At 47.3% G+C, this 26,224-nt stretch carries 30 protein-coding genes; 24 read left to right on the top strand and 6 right to left on the bottom strand.

Translation table 11 applies throughout. The features are described from left to right. Nucleotides 1–8: 8 nt before the first annotated feature. Both BLQ32_RS01095 and BLQ32_RS01090 read right to left on the bottom strand, forming a co-directional pair. Nucleotides 9–533, bottom strand: a complete 525-nt coding sequence (locus BLQ32_RS01095; RefSeq protein ID WP_074508761.1) for a GNAT family N-acetyltransferase — start codon at nucleotides 531–533, stop codon at nucleotides 9–11. An 11-nt stretch (nucleotides 534–544) separates the two neighbouring features. Next, complete coding sequence (locus tag BLQ32_RS01090) at nucleotides 545–1,447, bottom strand: acetamidase/formamidase family protein (protein ID WP_053165074.1); 903 nt, start codon at nucleotides 1,445–1,447, stop codon at nucleotides 545–547. Nucleotides 1,448–1,579: 132 nt separating this feature from the next. Between BLQ32_RS01090 and lepB the strand changes: the two genes are divergently transcribed. Both lepB and BLQ32_RS01080 read left to right on the top strand, forming a co-directional pair. Then, a complete protein-coding gene (lepB, locus tag BLQ32_RS01085) occupies nucleotides 1,580–2,113 on the top strand; it encodes a signal peptidase I (RefSeq protein WP_074508760.1) in 534 nt (177 codons plus the stop codon). 293 nt (nucleotides 2,114–2,406) lie between these two features. Then, nucleotides 2,407–4,782 (top strand): purple acid phosphatase family protein, encoded by a 2,376-nt coding sequence (locus tag BLQ32_RS01080; protein WP_074508759.1) that lies wholly within the window; start codon nucleotides 2,407–2,409, stop codon nucleotides 4,780–4,782. 112 nt (nucleotides 4,783–4,894) lie between these two features. On the opposite strand, the gene BLQ32_RS01075 is transcribed toward BLQ32_RS01080, so the two are convergent. Further along, entirely contained in the window at nucleotides 4,895–6,058 is a 1,164-nt protein-coding gene (locus BLQ32_RS01075) for a pyridoxal phosphate-dependent aminotransferase (RefSeq protein ID WP_036805112.1), read from the bottom strand. A gap of 87 nt (nucleotides 6,059–6,145) precedes the next feature. Here BLQ32_RS01075 and BLQ32_RS01070 point away from each other — a divergent pair, with 87 nt between their 5' ends. After that, nucleotides 6,146–6,946 (top strand): carbon-nitrogen family hydrolase, encoded by an 801-nt coding sequence (locus BLQ32_RS01070; protein WP_036805109.1) that lies wholly within the window; start codon nucleotides 6,146–6,148, stop codon nucleotides 6,944–6,946. A gap of 59 nt (nucleotides 6,947–7,005) precedes the next feature. On the opposite strand, the gene BLQ32_RS01065 is transcribed toward BLQ32_RS01070, so the two are convergent. Next, entirely contained in the window at nucleotides 7,006–7,569 is a 564-nt protein-coding gene (locus BLQ32_RS01065) for a GNAT family N-acetyltransferase (protein WP_036805073.1), read from the bottom strand. 143 nt (nucleotides 7,570–7,712) lie between these two features. Between BLQ32_RS01065 and BLQ32_RS01060 the strand changes: the two genes are divergently transcribed. The 3 genes from BLQ32_RS01060 to BLQ32_RS01050 all read left to right on the top strand — a co-directional run bounded on the left by BLQ32_RS01060 (nucleotide 7,713) and on the right by BLQ32_RS01050 (nucleotide 10,926). Further along, nucleotides 7,713–8,657 (top strand): carbohydrate kinase family protein, encoded by a 945-nt coding sequence (locus tag BLQ32_RS01060; protein ID WP_074508758.1) that lies wholly within the window; start codon nucleotides 7,713–7,715, stop codon nucleotides 8,655–8,657. A 30-nt stretch (nucleotides 8,658–8,687) separates the two neighbouring features. Then, on the top strand, nucleotides 8,688–9,137 hold the full coding sequence (locus BLQ32_RS01055; RefSeq protein WP_074508757.1) for an OsmC family protein: 450 nt from the start codon (nucleotides 8,688–8,690) through the stop codon (nucleotides 9,135–9,137). A 403-nt stretch (nucleotides 9,138–9,540) separates the two neighbouring features. Continuing rightward, nucleotides 9,541–10,926, top strand: coding sequence for a M20/M25/M40 family metallo-hydrolase (locus BLQ32_RS01050; RefSeq protein ID WP_074509090.1), 1,386 nt, complete (start codon nucleotides 9,541–9,543; stop codon nucleotides 10,924–10,926). A gap of 38 nt (nucleotides 10,927–10,964) precedes the next feature. Here the strand turns inward: BLQ32_RS01050 and BLQ32_RS01045 are convergent, their stop codons facing one another. After that, nucleotides 10,965–11,651: an oxidoreductase gene (locus BLQ32_RS01045; protein WP_074509089.1), complete on the bottom strand. Its 687-nt coding sequence runs from the start codon at nucleotides 11,649–11,651 to the stop codon at nucleotides 10,965–10,967. A 218-nt stretch (nucleotides 11,652–11,869) separates the two neighbouring features. Between BLQ32_RS01045 and BLQ32_RS01040 the strand changes: the two genes are divergently transcribed. The 7 genes from BLQ32_RS01040 to BLQ32_RS01005 all read left to right on the top strand — a co-directional run bounded on the left by BLQ32_RS01040 (nucleotide 11,870) and on the right by BLQ32_RS01005 (nucleotide 17,931). Then, nucleotides 11,870–12,550 carry a hypothetical protein gene (locus tag BLQ32_RS01040; RefSeq protein WP_074508756.1) on the top strand — a complete coding sequence of 227 codons (681 nt, stop codon included), beginning with the start codon at nucleotides 11,870–11,872 and terminating at the stop codon, nucleotides 12,548–12,550. 91 nt (nucleotides 12,551–12,641) lie between these two features. Further along, nucleotides 12,642–14,750, top strand: coding sequence for a type IA DNA topoisomerase (locus tag BLQ32_RS01035; protein ID WP_074508755.1), 2,109 nt, complete (start codon nucleotides 12,642–12,644; stop codon nucleotides 14,748–14,750). A gap of 79 nt (nucleotides 14,751–14,829) precedes the next feature. Continuing rightward, nucleotides 14,830–15,036: a heavy-metal-associated domain-containing protein gene (locus tag BLQ32_RS01030; RefSeq protein ID WP_074508754.1), complete on the top strand. Its 207-nt coding sequence runs from the start codon at nucleotides 14,830–14,832 to the stop codon at nucleotides 15,034–15,036. Between the two features lie 270 nt (nucleotides 15,037–15,306). Beyond that, nucleotides 15,307–15,501 carry a hypothetical protein gene (locus BLQ32_RS01025; protein WP_036805056.1) on the top strand — a complete coding sequence of 65 codons (195 nt, stop codon included), beginning with the start codon at nucleotides 15,307–15,309 and terminating at the stop codon, nucleotides 15,499–15,501. 238 nt (nucleotides 15,502–15,739) lie between these two features. Next, complete coding sequence (locus tag BLQ32_RS01015) at nucleotides 15,740–16,426, top strand: Na-translocating system protein MpsC family protein (RefSeq protein ID WP_074508752.1); 687 nt, start codon at nucleotides 15,740–15,742, stop codon at nucleotides 16,424–16,426. A gap of 221 nt (nucleotides 16,427–16,647) precedes the next feature. Then, nucleotides 16,648–17,148: a DUF2243 domain-containing protein gene (locus BLQ32_RS01010; protein ID WP_083335235.1), complete on the top strand. Its 501-nt coding sequence runs from the start codon at nucleotides 16,648–16,650 to the stop codon at nucleotides 17,146–17,148. Beyond that, on the top strand, nucleotides 17,149–17,931 hold the full coding sequence (locus BLQ32_RS01005) for a cytochrome c oxidase assembly protein (RefSeq protein ID WP_074508751.1): 783 nt from the start codon (nucleotides 17,149–17,151) through the stop codon (nucleotides 17,929–17,931). It begins immediately after the preceding gene. Between the two features lie 38 nt (nucleotides 17,932–17,969). On the opposite strand, the gene BLQ32_RS01000 is transcribed toward BLQ32_RS01005, so the two are convergent. Beyond that, nucleotides 17,970–18,551: a protein-L-isoaspartate(D-aspartate) O-methyltransferase gene (locus BLQ32_RS01000; RefSeq protein ID WP_074508750.1), complete on the bottom strand. Its 582-nt coding sequence runs from the start codon at nucleotides 18,549–18,551 to the stop codon at nucleotides 17,970–17,972. Between the two features lie 150 nt (nucleotides 18,552–18,701). Here BLQ32_RS01000 and msrA point away from each other — a divergent pair, with 150 nt between their 5' ends. The 11 genes from msrA to BLQ32_RS00945 all read left to right on the top strand — a co-directional run bounded on the left by msrA (nucleotide 18,702) and on the right by BLQ32_RS00945 (nucleotide 26,216). Then, complete coding sequence (msrA, locus tag BLQ32_RS00995) at nucleotides 18,702–19,379, top strand: peptide-methionine (S)-S-oxide reductase MsrA (protein ID WP_053165092.1); 678 nt, start codon at nucleotides 18,702–18,704, stop codon at nucleotides 19,377–19,379. Between the two features lie 111 nt (nucleotides 19,380–19,490). Continuing rightward, nucleotides 19,491–20,186, top strand: a complete 696-nt coding sequence (locus tag BLQ32_RS00990; RefSeq protein WP_074508749.1) for an MgtC/SapB family protein — start codon at nucleotides 19,491–19,493, stop codon at nucleotides 20,184–20,186. Between the two features lie 132 nt (nucleotides 20,187–20,318). Continuing rightward, nucleotides 20,319–20,708, top strand: coding sequence for a GntR family transcriptional regulator (locus tag BLQ32_RS00985; protein ID WP_053165096.1), 390 nt, complete (start codon nucleotides 20,319–20,321; stop codon nucleotides 20,706–20,708). Then, nucleotides 20,705–21,796, top strand: coding sequence for a DUF1648 domain-containing protein (locus BLQ32_RS00980; protein WP_074508748.1), 1,092 nt, complete (start codon nucleotides 20,705–20,707; stop codon nucleotides 21,794–21,796). Before BLQ32_RS00985 ends, BLQ32_RS00980 begins: the two co-directional genes overlap by 4 nt. A 20-nt stretch (nucleotides 21,797–21,816) precedes the next feature. Then, complete coding sequence (locus tag BLQ32_RS00975) at nucleotides 21,817–22,011, top strand: PLD nuclease N-terminal domain-containing protein (RefSeq protein ID WP_036805031.1); 195 nt, start codon at nucleotides 21,817–21,819, stop codon at nucleotides 22,009–22,011. Further along, nucleotides 22,008–22,889: an ABC transporter ATP-binding protein gene (locus BLQ32_RS00970; protein WP_074508747.1), complete on the top strand. Its 882-nt coding sequence runs from the start codon at nucleotides 22,008–22,010 to the stop codon at nucleotides 22,887–22,889. The genes BLQ32_RS00975 and BLQ32_RS00970 overlap by 4 nt, the downstream gene beginning before the upstream one ends. Continuing rightward, nucleotides 22,886–23,671: an ABC transporter permease gene (locus tag BLQ32_RS00965; protein WP_036805026.1), complete on the top strand. Its 786-nt coding sequence runs from the start codon at nucleotides 22,886–22,888 to the stop codon at nucleotides 23,669–23,671. Before BLQ32_RS00970 ends, BLQ32_RS00965 begins: the two co-directional genes overlap by 4 nt. A 119-nt stretch (nucleotides 23,672–23,790) precedes the next feature. Then, on the top strand, nucleotides 23,791–24,195 hold the full coding sequence (locus BLQ32_RS00960) for a VOC family protein (RefSeq protein WP_036805023.1): 405 nt from the start codon (nucleotides 23,791–23,793) through the stop codon (nucleotides 24,193–24,195). Further along, nucleotides 24,188–24,892, top strand: a complete 705-nt coding sequence (locus tag BLQ32_RS00955; protein WP_036805020.1) for a CBS domain-containing protein — start codon at nucleotides 24,188–24,190, stop codon at nucleotides 24,890–24,892. Before BLQ32_RS00960 ends, BLQ32_RS00955 begins: the two co-directional genes overlap by 8 nt. A 12-nt stretch (nucleotides 24,893–24,904) precedes the next feature. Next, nucleotides 24,905–25,729, top strand: a complete 825-nt coding sequence (locus BLQ32_RS00950) for a metallophosphoesterase (protein WP_036805018.1) — start codon at nucleotides 24,905–24,907, stop codon at nucleotides 25,727–25,729. A 10-nt stretch (nucleotides 25,730–25,739) separates the two neighbouring features. Further along, a complete protein-coding gene (locus BLQ32_RS00945; RefSeq protein WP_074508746.1) occupies nucleotides 25,740–26,216 on the top strand; it encodes an NUDIX hydrolase in 477 nt (158 codons plus the stop codon). Nucleotides 26,217–26,224 lie beyond the last annotated feature (8 nt).

Genomic DNA, 26,224 nt, shown 5'->3' with positions numbered 1-26,224 from the left:
CGTTTCGCTCAAAAGTCGGACGATTCTGACGCTAATTTTCCATATAAATACATATCATGGCGTTTGCCGTCGCGCTGCAAAAACTCCCGAAAAACGCCTTCTTTTTGAAAGTCCAGCTTTTCATACATGGCAATTGCCGGCTGGTTGTAATCAAACACAGTAAGCTGGAGCCGGTGAAGATTTAATTCATTCCAGGCATAATACATCATTAGCTGCATGGCGTCGATGCCGTAGCCGTGCCCCTGGAATTCAGGTCCGAGGGCAATGGACAGCCAGCCGACCCGGTGCGTCCACTGGATATCCTCAATGGCACAGACGCCCATAAAGGTGTCGAGGCCAAGCGGACGGATGGCAAAACGGAAGTCCTGGTCCGAATGTTCGTTGAACCAGTCAGTGGCCTGTTTCTCGGACAACTCACGGATGGGGCTGGAATTGTAGTTGCGGGCGAAGCTTGCTTGGGCATTCCACTCCCGGTAATCCTGCAAATCTTCGGTTCGCATAGCGGTCAAGCGAACTTTTTGTCCTTTAAACATAATTGGCCTCCTCAGTTGAATAGTTGAATGTTGAGAGAATCGAGCACGTGCTGCGGCACAAAAAAGCGCACCGTAACGAGTGGATCGACGACCTGGCTGATTTGGGCTTCGCCTGCAGCACTCATCAGCATCGTCATTTCACTCACGGTCATATCGGTATGGGGCAGCAGCAAATCAATGGTTTCTTCAACAGCAATTTTGACCGCTTCATCAAGCGTCATAGCTGAAACGAGGATAGCGAAGCCGTCCGCGTTCTGCAAAATCGGAAATTTGGAATGGGTTCCTTTAATAACATCGAAAGTGACAGTGGCGCGTCCCGGCACTTCAATTCCCGACACACTGACTTCGCCGTCGCCCATGGCGGCGTGGAAATCACCTAAGGCAAAAAGCGCACCTTCTGCAAAAACCGGAAAGTAGAGCGTCGCGCCTTTAGTGATCAGTTTGGTATCCATATTGCCTCCGTGAGGGCCCGGAGTGCCGCAGGATACCGGCTTGCCTTCAGGAGCAACACCGATTACGCCGATCATCGGGTTCAGCGGCAAATGCAGTTTATCGCTGAATATGGCTTTGCCGTTTTGGATCGGAATGATTTTTGACTCCATCGCTTCCATGCGGTGGCCCATCACTCCGAGTTCCGGTCCTGTCACCATGACGCCCTGATTTCCGATCTCCAGGTCATCGATTGTCACTTTCAACAGGTCTCCAATGTCTGCTCCTTCAATGAAAATCGGTCCGGTTGCCGGATTGATTTCGTTCCAGTCGATTGCCGCCACTTCCTGGTCTGCTGATTGGATCTGGTTCTTGAAACAATCATAGGTTTCAATAACTACGGTTTCTCCAGCTTTGGCGCGCATGACAGGAGGATTCAGCGAGGAAAAACTGTAAATGACGTCTTTTGTCGGCAAGGTTTTCATAGGTTTCGACTCCTTTTTTATAATATTTACACAATTGTAGCAAGACAAAAGGCGAATAGCAAAAGGCAAAGTGCATGCAGAAGGATGCTATAGTATGATAAAAAGAGAAAAAATAGTAAGAGAGGGATAGCCATGAACGAAGATGCGATAAACGATCTGATTGCCTGGATGAAAATCATCATTTTGACGGCTGCCATTGTTCTGCTGTCCCGCCAGTTTTTGTTTGAACCGGTGTCGGTGCATGGACAATCGATGATGCCCACATTTGAAGAAGACGACAAAGTCATCTTGAGCAAAATCAGCAGCATCGATAACTTCGATATGATTGTATTTGTGGCGCCAGACCAGAAAAATTACATCAAACGGGTAATCGGCGTTCCGGGAGACCGGGTCGAAATGAAAGACGACCAGCTGTATTTAAATGGAGAACCGGTTGATGAACCGTACCTTGAAGAAAACCGCAAATGGGCTGAAACGAACGGCTATCCGCAGCTGACCACTGATTTTGGAGAATTTATCGTTCCGGGGGAATGCTATTTCGTGTTAGGCGACAATCGCTTGAACAGTGTGGATTCACGCATGATCGGTTTTATTCTGGAAGAAACGGTAATCGGAGAAGTGAAGTTCCGGATTTCTCCAGTGGACCATATTGGAACGGTAAACTAGATAAGAATCAATTGTCCTGTAAAAGCCTGGTGATTCCAGGCTTTTTTATTTTGCATAAATAATAATGGGTTTATTTTCATATCTCCCGGTTAAATGAAATAATTAACGGCTTTCGTCACATTTATGAAGCTAAATAGTAGTACAACAATCCTAGTGCGCGCTTTCAATTCAACAAAAATCATGTATAATAATATGAAAAGTCAGAAATCTTTTTTGGTTCTCTTTATTTTTCATGCTAAAACCAAGCATTTTTAGTTGCAAAACAGATGAAACGACAGCTGGGAGCGATGAATATGGCAAATACACCTGGAACTTCGAAAGCAGCAAAAACCATTTGTTTGGCAGCCTTTGGGCTTTTAATCGCATTACCTTCTTTAGCGCCGCAGGCAGAAGCTGCAGCTGCGCTGAGTGGAGGGGCTGAAAAAGAGACGTTCAGTACGTGGAGCAGCGAGGGCTTTCTGGAAAGAGCCGGACTTGGGATATACGGCCCCGTTGAAAAACTGGCAGACAAGCAGCGGCAGTCTTATCAGGATAAATTATATGCATCCTTAAATGTCTGGGATGAAGAATTCCTGGCCTTATATAAGAAAAAAGACGTTTACCCTGCAGTCTCCATCGCCTTTGCCCCCGGAGCGGATGAAACTAGCTTTAACTTTTCCTGGTATTCCCCTAAAACAAATGCGCCCGGCGTAATCGAGTTCGCGAAGGCTGAAAACGGTATGCCGGCCGAATTTCCGGAAGGTGCCGCTTCGGTCCAGGCAAACTTGGACAAGGCATCGTTCGGTTTTACAGCGCATGAAGCCGTGATTACCGGCATTGAAGCGGATTCCGAGTATGCCTACCGCCTGGGAGACGGCAAGGGCAATTGGAGCGGACCTTACAGCTTTAAGACACGCAATACGGATTCGTACAACTTTCTGCTGATGGGTGATCCGCAAATCGGCGCTTCCGGCGATCCGCATGAGGACAGGCGGGGCTGGGAACATACATTGAACAAAGCGCTTGAAAAATACCCCGATACGAGTTTTATACAGTCGGCGGGCGACCAGGTCGACTACCGTAGTTCGGAAAAAGAGTTTGTCGCTTATTTTGCGCCGGACGCTTTGCGGAGTTATCCGACCGCTACGACGGTCGGCAATCACGACTACAACGAGTATTACGAATTTCATTTCAATGTGCCGAACCAAAATCCGGAACTGGGAAATTACGATAATTCAGGCGGCGACTACTATTTCACTTACGGCGACACGCTGATCATGAATTTGAACTCCAACAATGAAAACGCGGAAGAACACATTCAGTTTATGGAAGAAACGGCTGCCGCTACTGCTGGGAAGGAGTTTAAATGGAAGTTTGTCGTATTCCATCATTCCATTTACAGTGCAGCTGCCCATTCCGATTCGGAAAACATCATTAAGCTGAGGGAGCGCCTGGTGCCGGCTATCGATGAAATGGACATTGATGCGGTACTGATGGGCCATGACCATTCCTATGTGCGCACATACCAGATGAAAGCATTGCAGCCGTTGAAAAATCAGATGGTGCAGGACGGCGCCGCAGTGAACCCGGAAGGTACGGTTTATTTTACCGCCAACTCTTCAAGCGGCAGCAAGTACTATGGCATTGAACCGGAAACAGAACCTTACTCAGCGGTCCGGGCACAGCTGGAAGAAACAACGTTTACGAATGTAGAGGTGACCCCGACAAGCCTCGAGTTCACGACGTATCGCACAGATACGATGGAAGCGGTGGACTCTTATAAAATCATCAAAGATCCTTCAATCGCCGTTGAAATTCCGGCACTGGAGAAAATAGCGCTGGCTGCAACGGGAACGGTATTGCCGACCCAAGCCACATCGTTTTATCCGGAAGTGGACCTTGATGTGAAAGGGACGAATGTCGAAGGCACGCAATACGATATCCTGCCGGATCAAATCAATTACCGGAGCAGTCCCGAAGGCCAGCTGACTGTTGGAAAAGACGGGAAAGTGGTGCTGGCCGATGCTGCAGAGCCGGGTGAAGTCAAAGTTTGGGCGGAAGTAGCAATCGGAGGCAAGACATTTAAGACAGAACAACTTACGCTTTCCGTCGTGGACCACGAAGAGCAGAAATTGATTGAGAAAAACAGCGAGTGGTCCTATTTGGATGATGGTTCCGATCAAGGAACGGAATGGAGCGGACCGGAATTTGACGACAGCAGCTGGGAAACTGGAAATGCTCCGCTGGGTTATCCGGAAGGGGATGAGCATGAAGGGTTCGGGGAGATCCAGACGGTCGTTGAATTCGGCCCTGAAGAATACGATAAGCATGCCACCACGTATTTCCGGACCGAGTTTGAACTAGCCGATCTGTCTGCAGTTAAAGACCAGGGATACATTGAATTTACGGTCGACGACAGCGTCATCCTGTATTTGAACGGAAAAGAAATCGGCCGGTTTAATCTGCCGGAAGGCGATATCTCCTATGACGATCATTTATATGATGTGACAGATAAAAAACTGGCGGAACCAGGGGAGGTGGAAAAAATCCAATTGGATCAAAGCCTTCTGGATAACCTGGTTGAAGGCAAAAACGTTCTATCCGCGGAAGTGCACCAGGACGATGCCCAGAGCTCCGATTTGTATTGGGATATGGAAATGGTCATCGCAGTGGACCCAGAAAATGACTAGAGAGTTTGCTGCAATCTTCAAGGAAGAAATAACTGAAAAAGCTCAGCCGAAAACATCGGCTGAGCTTTTTCGATTGGTGCGAAACCATGAACGCTACTGAATGGAGCATGAATTAGAATAACTTCAGTTTCTCGACCCGTGAAATCGCTTCGGCAATCCGTGCTTCGTCCACAAGCAAGCCGACTCGGATATAACCTTCACCGCTTTCGCCAAAGCCGCTTCCGGCAGCTGTTGAAATATTGGCGTGCTCGAGCAGGTAATCCGCGAATTCGACACTGGTGAAGCCTTTAGGAACCGGCAGCCAGGCGAAGAAAGAGCCTTTCGGGGCTTCAATCTTCCAGCCGATGCGCGCGCATTCCTCTTTCAGAACGGTGCGGCGTCTTTCGTACATGCCGACTAGTTCATTGACGCAGCGCTGATCACCGGTCAGTGCCTCAACAGCGGCGAGTTGAAGGGCAGGGGAAAGGCCAGCAAACAAATGGTCCTGGATAAGATTCAACCCCTCGATCATTTTCGGATTGCCTACCGCAAAACCGATGCGCCATCCCGCCATATTGTAGGTTTTCGACAAGGTATACATTTCAACGCCCACCTCTTTCGCTCCGTCGGTTTGCAGGAAGCTTGGCGGCTTGATCCCATCAAAACCAACGGCACCGTAGGCGAAGTCATGGACAACAGCCAGTTCGTTTTCTTTGGCGAATGCCACTGTTTCTTCAAAAAAGCGTGGAGTGGCGACAGCCCCCGTCGGATTGTTCGGATAGTTCAAGTACATCAGTTTTGCTTGTTCTTTTGCCTCATGGGGAATTTCTGCATAATCCGGCAAAAAGCCATTTTCTGCTTTCAACGGAAAAGTTTCAAATCGGGCTTCTGCTAAAGGGGTGCCCGACAGGTAATCCGGGTAGCCGGGATCCGGCAGCAGCATCAACTCTCCCGGATTCAGAAAAACAAGCGGCAGTTCGACCAGGCCGATTTTGGTGCCGGCAAGGACGGCCACTTCCGTATCGGGGTCAATGTCCACACCGTATTCGCGTTTATAGAAATCTGCAGCGGCTTGGCGCATTTCCGGGATTCCACGGAAAGGCGAGTATTTGTGGTTTTTGGGATCGGCCACTGCTTCTTGCATCGCTTTAATGATATGTTCTGGCGTCGGCTGATCGGGATTGCCTTGGCCCAAGTTGATAATATCCCGTCCTTCTGCCAATGCTTGGCTTGTTTTCGCGGCCAGTTTTGAGAAAAACTGCGTCGGCAGCTGCTGCAGTCGATTTGAAAATTCCATGATTGAGTCCCTCATTTTCTAAATAATTGCACATCTACTCCAAATCTTATAGAGTTTAGGTAAACTTGTCTACAGGAGGGGAAAGATATGAAAGTTGCTTGTGTTCAAATGGATATCGCATTCGGCGAGCCGGAAACGAATTTCCGGAAGGTTACAGAGTATCTAGAAGAAGCGGCGCAAAACGGCGCAGAGACCATTGTGCTGCCGGAAATGTGGAACACCGGCTATGCATTGACCGAACTGGAGACTTTGGCAGACAGTTCCCATCGTACAGTTGGATTTCTGAAAGAATTTGCAAAAAAACATGGAGTGAATATTGTCGGAGGTTCTGTATCCATCATAAAAGAAGATGGTTTTTACAATACGATGTATGTGGTGAACAAAGACGGAGAACTTGTCTCCGAGTATGACAAAGCCCACCGGTTCGGCTTGATGGATGAACATATCCATCTCCAGGAAGGATCCGGGCTTGGCACGTTTGAATTGCAAGGTGTGGTTTGCGGCGGCGTGATTTGCTACGATATCCGTTTTCCTGAATGGATCCGGGCTCAGGCATTAAACGGCGCAAAGGTCATTTTCGTTCCTGCGGAATGGCCGGCAGCCCGCATCGACCATTGGAAAGTCCTGCTCCAGGCCCGGGCGATTGAAAACCAATGCTTTATTGTGGCTGTTAACCGGGTCGGCAGTGATCCGAAAAACGCATTCGGCGGCAGTTCGATGGTCATCGCCCCTTGGGGAGAAGTCCGATTGGATATGGCCATGCAAGAAGGCATCGGTTATGCGGACATAGATTTGAGCGAAGTGGAAGAAGTGCGCAAGCGCATCCCTGTGTTCACGGACCGCCGTGAAGCGCTTTACAGCAGTTTTCAAAAACCGGCAGCAGAATAAAAACAAAGTGCCGCTCCTGGCTTCATAGCAGGAGCGGCACTTTGTTTAATCAAAGACAATCAGTCCACTATTTTAACCATATGATGGAACGGTTCGCCGATTATGGTCCACGGTTCCGTAATTGCGAAGCCAAGCCGCTCATACAGACGGATGGCATTTGTTTTGTCAACATCGACGTTAAGGGAGAGTTTGCCTCCACCTGCTTGACGGACCAATTGGTCGGCGTAAGACAACAGCTGGGTGCCGATTTTTTGTCCCTGGCAAGCAGGGTTTACCGAAACCGTATCGATATACCATTCGTCAAGATGGGCTTCCGGCTCGATGGTGCGTTCGTGGCCTTCGGTTTTCAACAAGTCAATCAAATATTGGTCCAGTTCGCGGGCCGCACTTCCGTGGTAAAGCACGAGCGCCCCTGCAACGGTTCCATCCATTTCGGCCACCCATGTAAAGCGGTGGCTGTGCCGGGTATTTTTCCCGCGGATCATCGCTTCGATTTTTTGTACAATGGCGTCCGGTTCCGTCTCGGCCGTCATATGGGCTGCGATGTCGCCAATTGCATTAATGATGAGCGGCGCTACCGCTTCTGCATCGTTCGCGGTAGCTTGCCGTATCGTGAGGTCCATAGTTTCCACTCCTTTTACTTGCTTAATTATAACAATGCCTGAAATAATAGAGAAAGCAAATAGCAGCATGATTTTACCAAAGTAAAAAAATTATTATTTGCTGCTAAAAACCTTTCGCTGGCGAGCGTTAAAACCGGGAGGCAATTTCTATGGAAAACCCAAAGCACATCCTGACTTACGGTGATGCTTTTATCGATTATATTGCAGTAAACACAGAGAATGATCAGTTCAACAGGCATTTGGGAGGCGCGACCGTCAATGTAGCAGCAGGCGCAAGCCGGCTGGGAATGCCGTCGAAGTTCATCACCATCACAGGAGATGATGACACTTCAGCGTTCGTCCGGCAAGAACTTGAAAACGAAGGCGTCGATTTAAGCTATTCCATTATTGTCCCGGAAAAACGGGTGAGCGGTGTTTATGTCCACTTTACTCCGGACTATGACCGGATTTTTGCCAAATATGAAAACGAGACGCCGGATCTTCAAGTGACCGCGCAGGATTTGGTGGAAGAGGCATTTAAAGATGCCAGCGTTTTTCATATGTGCACAGGCACAATGTTCCATCCGGAAGCGTTGAAGACAACGCTTGAAGCTGTCCGCCTGGCAAAAGAGGGAGGGGCTCTTTGTTCCTTTGATGTCAACATTCGGCCGCTCCGGTGGGGAAGCGAAGCACAATGCCGGGATACCGTTTTTCAGTTTCTGGCAGATGTCGATATCTTGAAACTGACCACGGACGAACTGGCTTTCTTGATGGAAACCGATTCGGTCGAAAAAGGCATCGCCCGTTTGTCGGAGTTCGATATTCCGCTCGTATTTTTAACAGACGGGGAAAACGGGACACATGCGTTGTTTGAAGGAGAAAATTTTCATGTGCCGGTTGTTCCGGTCCAGCCGGTGGATACCACCGGTGCGGGAGATGCATTTGTTGCCGGAACGCTTCGCTACATTCATCTGAACGGATTGCCTAAAACCCGAGCCGAAGTGGTGGACTGTGCTTTATTTGCCAATAAATTGGGTGCACTCTGCACTACCAAGCACGGTGCTCTTACGGCGATGCCGAGACTTGAAGATTTGGAACGATTGTCTTGAAGAGTACAGAGAGCAAAGGAGAGAAAGTGAATGGCTAAACACAGTTTTCATTTAACGGCAGACTGGCCGGGGCTTCGCAACGACGTAGGGGAAATAGAAGCCGGCAACTTAAAAACCCAAATTTCGATTCCTCCGGAAATGGACGGGCCTGGCGTCGGGACAAATCCGGACGAAATGCTGCTGGGGGCTGCGGCAACCTGCTACATCATTACACTCGCCGCCATGCTGGAGCGCAGCAAGATTGAAAAAGCAGCACTGACGATGGAATCTGAAGGCATTGTCGATGTAACGAACGGTGTCATCACGTACCAGAAAATCATCCACCGGCCAAAACTGGTGCTTCATAAAGAAGCATCGGAAAAAGACTTTTCCCTGGCCCGCAAGCTGGCTGAAAAAGCGGAATCCTCCTGCATGATCAGCCGGGCGATCAAAGGCAATGTAGAAATTGAATTGCAGGCAAATATTTCTGCTGCCGAATAATAGAAAGAAGTTGAACCCCCTTGCTGAAAGCAGAAACGGGGGTTTTTTATCCGTCATTATTTTCTTTAAGAGTAGTGCTAAAGTTTTAATAGATTGAATATTTAGAAACTTAAGCACTATTTTTGAATTATTTGAAGGATTTTACAAAGATGAAAATGAATAACCCTTAGGGGCGCGAAACGTTATAGGAGGTGTAGGGGGCAGTGTTCTTGGCCGCTGGCAAGTAACCAAGTGTGCAGTCAAAGGCAAAGAATGCAGGAAAGAGCAGAATGATCGGAAAAAGTGGCCGATTTTTTACGATTAAAGCGTTCACGACAAAATCAGCCGACAACTAAAATTTCTAAAGGAGTGTCAGAAACTGATGAAGAAATTATTGGACCGCAATGAAAGCACACCCGTTAAAATGAAAAAATCCATACTTGCTTATGCGCTTGCCGGAGCTTTGGTATTCAGCGCTTCGCCGTTTGCGCTTCCTGTAGCGGAAGCAGGAACGGCTGCGGCTGCCAACAATGCAGCGCAAGACCAGAAAATCGTGAAACGCGTAGAAGCGGAACGGGCGATTGAGCATGTGCGCTATTTATCGGAAGAAATCGGTTCACGGCCAGGCGGGCTTGAAGGGGAAAAAGAAGCGGCGGATTATGTGGCCAGAAACTTGAAAAGCTACGGCTATGACGTGGAGTATCAATATTTCCCGGTAGCGGACCAATATATTGCGGATGTGGCTTTTGAAGACGGGACGTCTTGGGAAATGGGGGCGGCGCCGAACGGAAAAGTAAGTAAGGAAGCAGTATCCGGTGAGGCGATTTATGTGGCAGGAGGCTTAAAGGCAACGGATTTCCCGGCAGACACAAAAGGAAAAATCGTGCTGTTGACGAGAGAAGCTACGACAGCCGCTTACCGCACACAAGTCGATAATGCCATCCAGGCAGGCGCTGCGGGCGTTATCCTACAAAGTGTAGTGGGAAGCCGCGGCAACTACGGTTCGACCTTCAACCCAAGCTTGACCAAATCTTACGATGTACCGGTATACGGAGCAGCGTATGTACAGGGCGAATGGCTGAAAGAACAGATTGAAAAAGGTGCGGCTGCGCTTGATTTGACAGCTGTCCGCTACACCGATCTTCAGTCGGTCAATGTCATCGGCACGAAAAAAGCAAAAACCAAGACAGCGGATACAAAAGAAGTGCTTTTGACTGCACATATGGATAGCGTCGTCGGCGCTCCCGGAGCGAATGACAATGCGTCAGGCGTCGGGCTGATGCTGGAATTGGCACGAGTTTATAAAGGCTACAATACCGATAAAGATTTGAAATTCATCGCGTTCGGTTCGGAAGAAAGAGGCTTGCTTGGAGCCAGATATTATGTGGACCAATTATCGCAGCCGGAAAGAGATGAAATAGAAGCTGTATTCAATCCGGATATGGTGGCTACGAAGTACGAGCCGGCCAAAAACCTGTACGCTATGACGGTTGACGGCAGCAAAAACATCGTAACAGATTCTACTGTAGCGGCGGGTGCACGCCTTGGGAATTCGGATATCCTGCCAGGGCAGTTCGGCTCAAGCGACCACGTGCCATTCCATAACGCCGGCATTCCGGCAGCTTTGTTCATCTGGATGGGAATCGACAGCTGGGATCCGCTCGTTTACCATATCGAGAAAGTTTACCACACACCGGAAGATACAATTGAAGACAATATTTCCGGCGAACGTATGCAGTCTGCGCTTGAAATCATCGGTGCCGGTTTATTTGATGTAATCCGGAAAGACGTGCCGGGAAAAAATAAATAGGGGCCACTGAAACCGAAAAATGACACCGGACTCCGGTGTCATTTTTTTGGTTCTGCAGTTTTGGAGCGGCTCAGTTCAAAAATCCGGTTGGAAGGATAAGTGAAATGGCCGCTGTGATTTGTCTGGCCGACTTGATACATGGCAACGGCTACACGCCTGGCGCTGACAGGTTTGTATTTTTTCAGCTTGCCGAATAGCAGCGGCCTTAACAAAGGAGACAGCATAGCGGCAATTTTTTCGCCAAACCGGAACTCCTTGCGGTCGCCTAAAAGCAGTGAAGGCTGGAAAATGTGGAGTGCCCGCAGGTGCATACTCTTCAGCTCGCTTTCCACTTCGCCTTTTGTCCGGCTGTAAAATACTTTTGATTTTGGGTCTGCACCAAGCGCCGAGATGATCAGGAAATTTTCGGCGTTGCGCTTCTTGGCCAGCTGCGCCATTTTGATCGGGTATTCGTAATCTACTTTTCGGAATGCTTCTTGTGAGCCTGCTTTTGTGATTGTCGTGCCCAGGCAGCAATACACGTCGTTCACATGAAAATATTCGTCATAATTTTCAAGGCGGTTAAAGTCCACCAATACCTGCTCAAGCTTCGGATGCTGGATTTCCAGCCGTTTTCGGACCAAAACTTTTACTTCTTCGTAATTCGGGCTCTCCAGCAGTACATGCAATAATTCGTTGCCGACCAGTCCGCTGGCTCCGGCAAGCAAAGCCGTTTTGCTATTCATCGTCATCGTATGCCCTCATCCTTTTCTATAGAAAATCGGTGTAGTTGTCTCTGGCATCCCCTTGGACGCACCGGCAATGTTTTCACGTAAGGACTTTATTGGCAAAGCAAGAAAAAACTTTTTTTTATTATACTACTTAGAATCTCTTTCTGCTGAAGATTTTAAAATTTAGAGGAAAGGGGAATATCATATGTAACGCTGAGAACGGGGGAACAACTATGACGGAAATCCTGTTTGTCTTATTGTATTCTGTCATTATGTGGCTCGTTATTGAAATTGCCGTGGTTCTTTTTGCAGCAACCGGCCTCCAAAAACCGATCGCCCGGTATCAGGTGATTTCCATGCTGACCGCTACCGGATTCACAACAGATGAGTCTTCCCTGATCATCGATCACCCGATTCGAAGAAGAATCAGTGCAGCCGTCATTTTATTTGGGTATTTTTCACTTGCTGTCATGATTTCATCCATTGCCTCTGTGTTGTCGAACGATTTGCGGACAAATCTTTTGGGCGTTGTAATCGTTGTGTTTCTCGCTATTTGGCTGTTTCTGAAAAACAAAGTCATTTCGGCGTATTTAACCAATAAATTCGAACATGAAATGAATGAAGAATACGATCTGGAAGACTGGCCGCTTAAAACAGCTTTGTCGTTAAAGGAAAACGATATGGTAGCGGAAGTCGAAATCAGAGAAGACTCCAAGTACACCAACCAGGCTTGCGAAAAAATGATTTTGAGAAGTGATGATATCCATTTGCTGTTCATTAAAAGAGGCAACATTATCCTCCGTAAATCATTGCTCGAGGAAAAACTGCAGCTTGGCGACCGGATTTTGATTTTTGGAGACAAAGAAGCGATCAAAAAGAAGTTTTCTGGCATGCTGGTTGATGAACGAGCGTAAAAGAACGAGCATTTGTTCGCAATTAAATCATTATGTTTTTCACCCTGAACGAGTACAATGGAAGAAAGGGAAGAACGAAAGGACGAAACGTATGAAACCAGTAATCGTGGCTGAAAAGCCGAGCCAGGCAAAAGCCTATGCTGAAGCGTTCAAAACGACCAAGCGCGAAGGGTATATGGAAGTGGCTCCGGATCCGATTTTTCCGGAAGGTGCATACATTACCTGGGGCATCGGCCATCTTGTGGAATTGAAAGAGCCGAAAGCCTATGATCCGAAATGGGGGAAATGGAAACTGGACGCTTTGCCGATTTTGCCGGAGCAGTATCAATTCCAAGTGGCGCGCGGGAAAGCGCAGCAGTTCGGCATCATCAAAAAGCTCATTCAAGGGACCGATACCGTCATCAATGCCTGCGACGTGGACCGGGAAGGGTCGAATATCTTTTACAGCATCTACTATCAGACCGGAGCCAAAGGCAAACGGATTCAGCGCCTGTGGATCAATTCTCTTGAAGTGGATGAAGTGCGCAAAGGGTTTCAGGAGCTGCGCGACAACCGCCAGGATTTGCTGCTGTATCAGGAAGCCCGGGCACGCCAAATCAGCGACTGGCTGGTCGGCATGAACGGTTCCCGGCTGTATTCGTTGCTGCTGCAGGAAAAAGGCATCCGGGAAGTTTTCGCCATCGGCCGGGTACAGACGCCGACGGTTTTTCTGATTTATCAGCGGGAAAAAGAAATCGAAGCCTTTGTGCCAGAGCCCTTTTATGAAATCGAAGGCGTTTTCCAGGCGGAAAAAGGCAAATACAAAGGAAAAGCGAAAATCAAAGCCAAAGAGCGCAAGGAAGCGGAAGAATTACTGGCGAAACACGACATCACCAAAAAAGCGGACGGCGTCGTAGCTCAGTTGAAAACGACTGAAAAGCGGGTGCCGCCGCCCATGCTCCATTCCTTGTCCACATTGCAGGCGGCAGCCAACCGGAAATGGAAGTACAGTCCGGCAAAAGTGCTGTCCGTTATGCAAGGCTTGTATGAGAAAAAACTGGTCAGCTATCCGAGAACGGATGCCCAGCACATTACACCGGGTGAATTCAGCTATTTGGCTGGCCAGGTAGAGAAGTACCAGAAATTGATCGGCACCGAATTTCCCATCGCTTCAAAAGCACCGAAGAAACGCTTTGTCGACAGCGCGAAAGTCCAGGAACACTATGCCATCATCCCGACAAAATCGATTCCGACGGCCCGGAAACTTGAAGGGCTCGCCCGGGATGAACGCAATTTATACGAAGAAGTGCTGCGCACGACGCTTGCCATGTTCCACCGGGATTACCGCTATGCTGAAACCAAAGTGACGACGGATGTGAAGGGGCTGGCATTTTTTACAACGGGCAAGACCGATCTGGAGCAGGGCTGGAAAGAATTGTTTCCGACTGCCAAAGAAACGAAGCAGGAACCGTCACTTCCTGAATTGCGGGAACAGGAGCCGGTGAAAGCGGATGTAGCCATTAAAGAAGGAATGACGACTCCTCCAAAGCCTTATACGGAAGGCCAGCTGATTGCGATGATGAAAACATGCGGAAAGTTTGTCGAAGACGTGGAAGATACGGAAATCCTGAAGGAAATCGAAGGCTTGGGGACGGAAGCGACACGAAGCGGCATTATCGAAACCATCAAACGGCATGAGTACATTACGGTAAATAAAAACATCGTTTCGATCACTGATAAAGGGCGGATCCTGTGCCAGTCCATTGAAGGGAATTTATTGTCCAGCCCTTCGATGACGGCGAAATGGGAAACCTATTTGAAAAAAATAGGGAAAGGGGAAGGGTCTCCGGAAGTATTTCTTTCAACCATCGGCAAATTCATCCATAAATTATTGGAAGAAGTGCCGGCGCAAATGCAGAAAAACGGGCTGCCCGACCAAATGCCGACACTTGATGCCAAAGACGAAATTGCCGTATGCCCGAGATGCAAAAAAGGCAAAATTGTTTCACGCAAAGGATTTTATAGCTGCACCGAATTTGACAACGGCTGCAAACAGTCATTTCCGGCTGTCTTCCTAAAAAAACGGTTGACTGCCAAACAAATCGAGTATTTGTGCACGAGAGGGAAAACGCCGGTCATCAAAGGGTTTGTGTCCAAAAACGGCAAGAAGTTCAGTGCCAAACTGGTGCTTGAAGAAGGAAAACTGAAGATGGAATTTTAACATCCGCAAAGAAATTTCTTTTATCTGCCCGGTTAACGGGTATAGACAAAAGAAACCGAATTTGAAAGGATGAGTGAACATGGCGGTTATGACGATTCATGTAAAAGAGGCAACTTCAGAAAGCTCCATCCAGGAGATTGAAGGCCTGCTGTTGAAAATGGATGAAATTGAGCGGGCGCTTGTTGATGTGGAAGAAGGCGGAATCAAGATTACCTATGATGAAAACCAAGTGGATGAAGATCAAATTATTAAAAGAATGCAGTTGGAAGGCTTTCATATCGAATAGCAAATAGGAAGGGAATTCCTTTACGGTGCTGAAGAAGTAATGTAAAATGAGTATACTCGGAAAACAATAGCGTTTCCGATTTGTGACGTAAATTTGCTTATAGTGGAATGCCTGGCATTTCAAACAGTTAAAACAACCTAAAAATCATTTCCTACTTTCATATTTTGGCGTCATGTTTCAGACAATAGAGCTGCAAACAAAGCCGAAAAGAATCCTCGCGATTCTTTTCGGCTTTTTTTCGTTTTTTTGCTAGAAGAGGAGCTGGTTTTCATGCAATACTTCATCGATCATAAGCGTAAACGGATCCATCAGAGACAATATGCAGGAGATCGATGCGGCTTTATGAAGACGCCGGTCGAAAAAAGAGAATTCACCGATTCGCTTGCTTATATCGGACGTCTTGAAGAAAAAAGTGAGTACTTGAAATGCCCGCATTGCCGCACCGTACAGATGGCAATTGACTGACTAGTGCAAGAAAGCAAATACGAATGGTTCAAAAACAGAAAGAGGAGCTTTTCTCAAGGGATGCAAAGAAAAGGAAAGCTAAAGTGAATGAAGAAAGAACAGTTAAAAAAATAGAACCTTGTACAAAAAAGCCTGCACAGCAGGTGGTTTTTTGTGCTGGCAATGGATTCTATTCGCCCCACTCCCATCCCCCAATAAAAAAAGAGTATTTCTTCCCGGAACGAAGGAGCAGATAGTCATGGCAAGAGAAAAAATGATAGAAAAAGAGGTCGGCAGCTATATTTCCACTTTGCTGCGGGAGTACTTCGGAAAAGGGCCGTCGTCGGTTTACGTAACCGTTGCTGACCCTTACCTAGTGATTCACCTTCGCGGATTTTTAGCGCCGACGGAAAAAATCCTCTTAAAACAAAACGAAACAAGGCGCATCCTGGAAACCCGCGATATCCTGATGAACGATTTGCGAGCCGAAATCACTTTGGAACTATTTAAAATCGGAAACTTTCAGGTGACTGAAATCTATGCGGATTGGAACCTTGAAGAGCAGACCGGATTGATTCTGGGGATTTTTGAACGGCCATCGGGAATTGCGCTCAAGGGCTGCCCAAAAGAAATCAAAAATCAAAAATTCTTAAAAGCAGTGGAAGAAGTGTGTGAAAAAGTACAGAAAGTCCCGGATTCCTTTGAAATCTATTCATTAAACGACCGGACGGTTCTTATTGAAAGGTCAGGGATATTCATCCATATTGAAATAGAACTGATCCGGGCCGGTTTTTTTGAAGAACTGAAGCTGGTTAAACGGCCGCTGGAGCGAAAAATGCTGGAGCAGCTGGAGCTAGGTCAAAACATTCGCGAAGTGTTTCTCGATTGGAATTTTGATGAAGACAAAGGGTTTATTATATTGATTCTGCAGCCGGAAAAGTCATAGAAAAATCAGGCCGGAAATTCTTTGCTTACCACCAAAGAGTTTTCGGCCTCTTTTATTTGAACCGCTTTTCTCTTGCCTTATGTTTTATGGAGTGTTGCTCAGCGTTAAGGAGTTAAAAGGGTTTTGACTTTTGGGAATAGGGGTATCTTGACTCAACACAACAAGCCTTAATGAGGATTTTTATCATGAAAATTATGGGTGCATAAAGGAGGCCGCTGTCTATGTTCACGAATACGGAAAATGCAAGAGCTTATGCCAATGGGAAGAACCGGAGAGTGTTGTCGGGACGCAATTTATGGTCAGGCGTGCTGTTCGGTGTAGGAACAGCGGCTTTTGTTGATGAAGCGGTGTTTCACCAGCTATTGCACTGGCACCATTTCTACGATTTGTCGACAAGTGATGTTGGTTTGGTATCCGACGGCTTGTTTCATGCATTCAGCTGGTTCGCAACGATTGCCTCGCTCTTCCTTTTTGCTGACTTGAGAAGAAGAAACGCCTTCTGGCCGCAGCGATGGATCGGCGGCATGCTTATTGGCGCCGGAGCTTTTCAGCTTTACGACGGAACGATTCAGCACAAATTGCTGAAACTGCATCAAATCCGCTATGATGTCGACATTTTGCCTTATGACCTGGCATGGAATGCCATTGCGGTCCTATTGCTGCTTCTGGGTGCTGTTTTGCTTTGGAAAACCCGGCAGCCGGCAGAAAGAACGGGCAGTTAGATGGAGCATGGGGTGCAATCGGAAATATCAGCTTCAGAATTTGGAATCGTTCTGCTTTTGTTGATGGCTGTCATCATTTACATTCATGCGGCCATTCGATCCCGGAACAAGTTTAAAAGATGGCCGGCATACAGGTCCGTCTTTTGGATTTCGGGAGTTTTCTCTATCGGTGTGAGTTTGATAGGGCCATTGGCTAATCAGGCACACCACAACTTTATTGCACATATGTCAACTCATCTGCTGATCGGCATGCTTGCGCCGCTGCTTTTGGTGCTGGCGTCGCCCATGACACTTTTGCTCAGGTCGCTTTCAGTTGCTTCTGCAAGGAAAGTGACGCGGTTCCTGAAAAGCTGGCCTGTGTATTTATTGAGCCATCCCCTTACAGCTGCCACTTTAAATACCGGCGGCTTATTCCTGTTGTACAGGACGGACTTGTTCGTTTTGATGCATGAACACATTTTGTTGTATGGCCTCGTCCATTTTCATTTGTTGGCAGCCGGCTATTTATTTACCGCGTCCATTATTTATATGGATCCCGTCGCACATAAAGCCAGTTTTCCGCTGCGTGCGGTCGTCTTGGTGGCAGCCCTTGCTGCACACGGGATTTTGTCGAAATTGATTTACGCGAGTCCGCCGCAAACAGTGCCTAAAAGTGAGGCGGAAGCGGGCGGTATGCTGATGTATTACGGCGGAGATGTGATTGATGCCCTGCTGATCACCATCTTTTGCTATCAATGGTTTGTCTTTGCCCGTCCGCGCTTAACGGCGCAGAAAAACGGATAAAAAGCTGTGCGTCTCTGCCCACGGAGACGCACAGCTTTTTATTCATATTTTCCTTTCAGCGGGACAAACCTCACGTAATTCAAAACAGTGGAAGTCACCTTGCCGTCTGCATCTTTTTCGAGCAAGGTCAGTTCCTGCATGGCCGGCGTTCCAACAGGAATCAGCAGTTTCCCGTTTACATTCAACTGATCCAACAGTTCAGCCGGTACCGTTGAAGCTGCGGCAGTCACCATGATGCGGTCGTACGGGGCAAATTCCTGCCATCCCATGCTGCCGTCATCGAGCTGGAAGCGGATATTTTTGAATCCCGCTTCTTTCAAGCGTTCTTTGGCACGGCCGTGAAGCTCCTTGATGCGTTCAACTGTATACACTTCTTCCGAAAACTCAGCCAGCAGCGCGGTTTGAAAACCGGAGCCTGTCCCGATTTCAAGTACTTTTGAATCCGGCTGAAGATCCAGGGCAAGCGTCATCTCGAGGACAAGAGAAGGCTGGGAAATGGTTTGGTCAAAACCGATGGGAAGAGCTTCATCCAGACCCGCCAATTCTTTATGCGAATCCATGAAAAAGCGCCGGTCCAATTCCCGGAAGTAAGCAATGATTTCTCTTTTTCGGCTTTTCATAGCCGCCACCCACTTTCGCTCATGTCTGTATTCTTGCCTTCATTTTAATAAAAACTGTGCGATTTTCCTACTATTTCAGCCGCCAAAGCGTTCAAGCTTTTCATGTTTTCTTTAGTGTGTTTTACTGATAGTAAATTGGAGGGAACTGAGATGGAGCAGCAACGTACCATTGTGGAGTTGGAAAAAGGAATGGAGAATTGGCAGCAGAACATGGAAACGGCGACTTTTGGGATGGGCTGTTTCTGGGGGCCAGAAGCGCGCTTTGGAAGCCTGCCGGGTATTCTTCGCACAAGGGTCGGCTTTTCAGGAGGCACCACACCCCATCCTACTTACCGTAAAATGGGCGACCATACCGAGACAGTCCAGATTGATTTTGATCCAGCCCTTATCAGTTACGAAGAAGTGCTCAAACAGTTTTGGAGAAACCATTATCCGAACCGGGATGAATACAAAGGAAGGCAGTATATTTCCTTGCTGCGCTACCACAATGAGGGGCAAGCGGAAACAATCAGCCGGGTGAAAAAAGAAATGGAAGCGGAACTTGGAGAAGGCATTGAGACGGAAATCGATGCTTATACCGAATTTACGCTTGCAGAAGAACGCCATCAAAAATATTACTTAAAGCGTTATCCGAAAGCATTGGCCCAGTTGGAAGCCGTTTATCCAGAGCCGGAACTTCTCCTCGATTCGGCGTTTGCAGCCCGTCTGAACGGTTTTGTCAAAGGCTTCGGGACAAGAGATGGACTGAGGCAGGAAATTCTCGGCTGGCCGATTGAAGATGCCAGCCGTAAAATACTGGCGGAAACGTTTATGTCGCTTAAATGGTAGAACCTCATAAGTCATGAGGTTCTTTTTTGATAGCAGCTATTTTTGAGAATGATAAAAATATATTTGGGTAAACTTTAGTATAAGAGAGGGAAGAGGTCAGGAGGAAAAGTGATGGATTTTCTGCCGGGCGATTATTTGAGCATTGTGATCCGGCTGCTTGCAGCGGCTTTCCTGAGCGGGTTGATTGGAATCGAACGGGAAGCGCAGCAGCAGCCGGCGGGGCTCCGGACGCATTTGCTCGTTGGAACTGGATCGTGCTTGATGATGATTTTGTCGGTCACTGGGTTTGATGCGTTTTTGGAACGGAACAGCGATGCCATCCGGTTTGATCCTGCCCGCATTCCGTCTTATGTCATCAGCGGCATTGGCTTTTTGGGGGCGGGTACCATCATTGTGCATCGCGGTTCAGTCAAAGGGTTGACGACTGCAGCTTCTGTCTGGGTTGCATCCGGTTTAGGGCTTGTCGTCGGAATCGGCATGTATTTTGTCGCCGTTTTAACGACCGTAATTGTGCTGGTCGCATTGTCGATTCTTGGGAAACTGGAAGCGAAGTTTCTTCCATCCCATAGCCGAAAAGAAATTTCACTTGTTGCAGAAGACCGGGAAGACAGTTTTGCATCCATCCAGCAGCTTTTTAAAGAAAGCAATGTGGAGATTCTCGATTTTCACATTGAACATCTCGAGTCCCATACGGATAAAAGGGTTTCGGCTTATATTTTTGCGGTAAAAGACGGCAATATAGAAAATGAAATCGAGCTGGTGAAAAAGCTTCAGCAGCATAAGGGCGTTTACAAAGTGACTATATAAGCTAAGGATGCACAAGGTCTGGACATTTTGTTGTCTGGCCTTTTTTTATGTATAGTTATTGACTAAAAAAATAGTCTGTTATATTATGAGTATAACAACTGTTCTACAGTAAATAGAACAAGAGGTGAAAAAATGTTTATTGAAATTGAACCGCAGTCAGCTGTTCCAATTTATTTGCAATTGGCGAATCAAATTATGGAAGGAGTGGCAAATGGACAATTGCCCCCAGGTTCACCGCTTCCTTCCGGGAGGGCATTTGCAGCAGACCTGGGCATGAATATGCATACCGTCAATAAAGCTTACCATTATTTAGAAGAGAAAAAGATGATTGAAATCATTCCGAAAAAAGGGGTATTTATTCACTCAAATGCCCTACGCAAGGCGACTGAAGAAGAAAAACAGCGTATTGAACAGGAATTGCGGCCAATATTGGCTGAGGCAATATGTCTGCAACTGGAGAAAGAAGAAATGGAGAAAATGATAGAAAGAACGATCCGCAATATTCAGGAGGGAGCAAAATGACCGTTATTCTGATGCTAGCTATTATGGTATTCATTATTGGCACCCAAGCTTTTATCCCTTTTTTTGTGAAGAAAACAGAAGTGTTCGGAATATATGTGCCGTTGGAGTATTCGCAGAAAGTGGAATTAAAAAAGCTGAAGAAAAGCTACGCACTCTTTGTTTGGCTAGCGGGTGGAGCGGTTGCTCTGCTCTACGGCATTGTATTCAGCAGCAAGAATTTTTCAGAAGAAACAATTGCATTATGGGGCGTTGGCCTGCAATTGGCCATTATCTTATTCAGTATGGCACTATACCTCATCAATCACTTGAAAGTGAAAAAAGAAAAACAGCAACAAGGCTGGATCGTTGGAAAAAAAGAGAAAATAGTGGTGGATCTGCAGTTCCGGCAGGACTTGGAGATGGTTTCCGGTCTCGCGTTTGTTCTTCCGATGATGATTACCATCGGATTAATCGTGTACACATTAACCCATTACAGCAGTTTGCCCGGACAAATTCCGGTTCATTGGGGGCCAAGCGGGCCAGACCAGTTTACTGAAAAAACCGTTTTCACCAGCATTTCAATTATGCTGGTATTGCTTATTATGCAAATCATGTTTTTAGTCATGAACCATGCAAGAAAAACAAGCGGCTCTAAAATTGGGGCCAGCCAAAAAAATCAGTCGCGCGAAAGGGAACTCGCTTCCCGCAAATACGGCAGCTGGCTCTTATTTATTTCAACGATATCTGTCACGTTATTATTGGGAAGCCTGCAATTATCATTCGTTCACTCGGAAATCGGCAATGGAGTTTGGTATATGGCGTTAATTATCGCTTTTCTGATTGCCGTATTAGGAGGAACCGCTTTATATGCCTTTAAGGTGATCAAAAGCGGTTCGCGTGCAGAAGAAAGTACGGAACCGGGGATCATTGATGCAGATAACGACTTATACTGGAAAGCCGGAATTTTTTATGTCAATAAAGAAGATCCTTCGGTAATGGTGGAAAAACGGTTTGGCATCGGTTGGACCATTAATTTTGGCAATCCGAAAAGCTGGCTGTACCTTCTGTTTCCGGTTGCGGTTCTGCTGCTGATTGCTTTTCTGCTGTAAACAAAAGAGGAGGAAAGAGAATGGATCAAACCACATTAGTGCTGTTGCTCTTGCCGATTATTGCCATTCAGCTCGGCTTAATGATTTTTACATTGGTGGACTTGGTAAAAAACCCGAATCCGAATGGACCAAAATGGCTATGGGCCATATTGATTGTCTTTGTCAATATCCTGGGGCCCATTCTGTATTTGGTGATTGGGAGGCGGAATTATTGAACATCCTGGAAGTGGACAAGCTGACGAAACGTTATGGTTCGGAAGTCGCGGTCAGCAATCTTTCTTTTTCATTGGAAGAGGGGACTTCGACGGCCTTGATCGGACCGAACGGCGCAGGCAAAACGACGACTTTGTCGATACTTGCCGGATTATTGAAGCAGACAAGCGGAACGGCCGATTGGAAAAATCATTCCGGCATCGGCTTTTTGCCGCAGCACCCCCAGCTTTTCCCATGGTTGACGGCTCTTGAATTTTTAGAGATGGCTGCCAGACTTAGCGGTATTGCTGCCAGAGAAGCCAGAAGCCGATCGATCGAAACGCTCCAATTTGTAGGGCTCGGTTCTGCGCTAAACAAGAAAACAGGCACTTTTTCAGGAGGCATGAAACAGCGTCTTGGACTGGCTCAGGCAATTGTTCACCGCCCGAAACTGCTGTTGCTGGATGAACCGGTATCCGCTTTGGATCCGACAGGGCGCAGGGAGATCATGAATTTGCTGAAATCCTTGCAGCATGATACGACCATTTTGTATTCCACTCATATTTTAAACGACGCCGAAGAAATGACGGATCAAGTATTGTTCCTGCGGCGCGGCCAGCTGGTGGAACAGGGTTCGCTCGAAGAAGTAAAAGCGCGCTATGCTGAACCGAACATCCGCATCCGTTTTCAGGATGTCCGTTCTGCTGCCCATTTTGTGGAACAGCATAACTGGAACGCCCGTGTGGAAGGAACTTCGGTGCTGTTGCCGCTTGGCGAAGCTGGACCTCGGATGGAAGAAGTATTGTCGGTGCTTTCCAAAGATGCCACCGCTGTATCCGGAATCGAACGGCAACAAGCTACGCTTGAAGAAATCTTCCTGAAGGTGGCGGGTGCAGAATGACACAATTCAACGTGTTGCTGAAGAAGGAATGGCGGGAGAATTTCCGGAATTATAAGGTTTTTTGGATCCCTATTGTATTTATTCTCTTTGGAATCATTGAACCTGTGACCAATTACTTTATGCCGCAGATTCTTGATTCTGTTGGAAATTTGCCGGATGGCGCTGTTATTGAAATCCCGCCTCCTGAACCGGAAGAAATTCTGGTTGCAGTGATGGGCCAATACCAGTTGATCGGCATACTGGTTTTGGTGCTGGCGTATATGGGTTCAGTGGCAGGAGAGCGGAAAAACGGCACCGCCACATTGCTGTACGTCCGTCCGTTGTCTTACCGGTCTTACTTTTTAAGCAAGTGGATACTGGCAAGTGCAGTCGGCATGCTGAGTGTCTGGTCCGGCTTGTTGGCGGCCTACTATTATACATTCTTATTATTTGAAAGGGTCGACTTCACGAAATTCCTGAAATTCGGGGCAACGTACAGCCTTTGGATTTTGCTGATTGTGAGCCTGGTGCTGTTGATGAGCGCTGTGCTGCCGAACGCCGGATTGGCGGCGGCTGGGTCGCTGCTGCTTATCTTTGTTTTTCAGCTGATTGACGGCTTGCTTGGAACGTACTGGACTGTTTCTCCATTGAAAATTCCGGGATATGCTGCCCAGTGGCTGCTCGATGGACCGAAGCCGGAAGATTTCTGGTGGACCGCAGGCATCGGGATTCTGCTGATTTTTGCTATGATACTGGCCGGAATCCGGTCGTCGAAAGCCAATGCTTCGAAAACAAAAGTATAGATGTTTCATTGCCGCAGCTTCTAAAGCTGCGGTTTTTCTGTCTGTCCGTTTCCAGCATCTTCTGAGCCGTGAATTTTTCCGTTCCGTTCTGTTAAACTGAAAAAAAGGAGTTGATGAATATGCTTCACCATATAGAAATCAACGTCTCAAACTTACAACGGTCGAGGGAATTTTACAGTGTTTTGCTTCCAGAGCTCGGATATGCTGAGTATCAGAACTGGCCACTCGGTTTCAGCTACAGAAGCGGTGCTGCGTACCTGGTTTTTGTCCAGACGGAGGAGCCGTTCCGTGACATTCCTTATCACCGCAAAATGACGGGGTTAAATCATTTGGCATTCCGCGCGGACTCGCGTGCTGAAGTGGACCGCCTGACTTTGGCAATGAAAGAAAAAGGCATCCCTATTTTATATGAAGACCGCCATCCTTTTGCCGGCGGACCGGATCATTATGCCGTCTTTATGGAAGACCCGGACCGGCTGAAAATTGAAATCACCGCTGATAAAGGAGAGGGAGCGCTTGGCTGAGAAAAACTCTGCACGCTTTATTGTGGCATTCAATAAAATTGAAAAAAAGCTGAAAGAGATTAATGGAGGGGCAAGCTATATCACTTTTTTCAAGTCGATTGATTTAGCGACAAAAGAAAATGCCACGGTGAGAAAATACGAAGAGGATTTGCGGGAGTTCGCTGATCTTCGAAATGCCATCGTCCATCACCGGACTTCTACGGAGTATGTAATTGCAGAACCGCATCTTGAAGTTGTAGAATTGATAGAGCGCATTGAGCATTTGCTGTCGCAGCCCGTAACAGCAGGTGCCATGTTTGCAAGGACCGTCCATACGTTTGAAGCGGAGGACAGCCTGGCAAAAGTATTGCGCATCGTAAGGGGGCGGAACTTCCTGCAATTCCCCATTTACTTGAACGAAGAATTTATCGGCCTCATTACGTCTGCCGGCATAGCAAGATGGCTTGTCCAAACGGTGGATGAAAAAATTATTTCCCGGGAAATAACCACGATGGGCGATATCCTGAAATATGAACGTGCTGGAGAAAACCATCGTTTTATCGCCTCCAATACATCTGTTTATGAAGCGGAAGAAATATTCAAGCGTTCCGTGATGGAAGGCAGCCGGTTAGAAGCGCTGCTCATTACGCGGAATGGCAAAAAAGAAGAAAAGTTGACAGGCATTATCACGCCTATTGATTTGATTAAGATCGAATAGAGGTAGCAATAGATGAAAAAGTTAGTGGTATTTTTGGTCCTCGTATTTTTTGTATGGGGATTTGTGTGGGTGAACAACAAATGGGTGGTCACTACGGACTATACAGTGGCTTCCACAGAATTGCCCGAAGCATTTGATGGAAAGAAAATTGTCCAAATTTCGGATTTGCATAATGCCGAATTTGGGAAAGGGCAGTCTTCATTGATTGAGAAAGTGGAAGCGGAAAAACCGGATGCCATTTTTGTGACAGGAGACTTGATTGACAGCGACCGATACGATTTGGAAGTGAGTTTGGATTTGGTTGATGCTTTAGTGGAAATGACGGAAGTTTATTTTGTGATCGGAAACCATGAAGTGTCCGTAAACAAACTTGAAGAAATAACGGCGGCGCTTGAAGAACGAGGCGTTATTGTTTTGATGAACGATGCCATGCAATGGGAACTCGAAGGAGAATCGATACAAATAGCTGGAATCAACGATCCGTTGATGGATGTGAATCTGACCGAAGAAGAGTTTACACGTGAAGCACTGGATGAAGCTGATTTAAAAGACGAATTTACGCTGCTGTTGGCTCACCGGCCGGAAATGTTCACTACATACGTAGATGAGGGCATTGACGTCGTGTTTTCCGGCCATGCCCATGGAGGACAGCTTCGCATACCAGGGCTTGGCGGATTGATTGCTCCCGGACAGGGCTGGTTTCCGACCATGACCGAAGGGGTGTTTGAAGAAGGCGAAACGCAGCTTGTGCTCAGCCGAGGGCTCGGGAACAGCGGATTCCCGTTGAGGATTTTTAATTTGCCGGAGATTGTGTCTGTTACGCTGGAAAAAGAATAAGGGGTGCAAAATGGATACAACATTCAAAATGGAGAACCAGGTGTTCAATTACCGGGTGGCGGCAGTATGGATTGAAAACGGGCATGTTTTGTTGCACAAGCAGACGCATGAATCCCACTGGGCGCTGCCAGGAGGCCGGGCGCAAATGCTGGAAGACTCGAAAACGTGTCTGGTGCGCGAGATCAAAGAGGAATTGGATGCAGAAGCGGAAACAGAACGTCTGCTGTGGGTAACGGAAAACTTTTTCACGTACAGCGAAAAAGCCTACCACGAACTGGGTTTTTACTACGCAGTGAAAAGCAAGGGCGGCGAGCAGCATTACCGTTCCGAACCATTTTTTGGTCCGGAAGGCGATCATCTGACTTATCAATGGGTACCTCTTGAGGAAGTCCAGAAAGTGAATCTCTACCCGGAATTTTTGCGGGAAGCCTTGAACATTCTGCCTTCCGGGACTGAACACTTGATCATGGTGGACAACAAAGACTAAAAGAAGGC

Origin of the sequence: Planococcus glaciei (assembly GCF_900099655.1) — a bacterium.
Classification (GTDB): domain Bacteria; phylum Bacillota; class Bacilli; order Bacillales_A; family Planococcaceae; genus Planococcus; species Planococcus glaciei.
The sequence above is the reverse complement of the archived record's forward strand: the minus strand, read 5'-3'. Positions and strand labels throughout refer to the sequence as shown.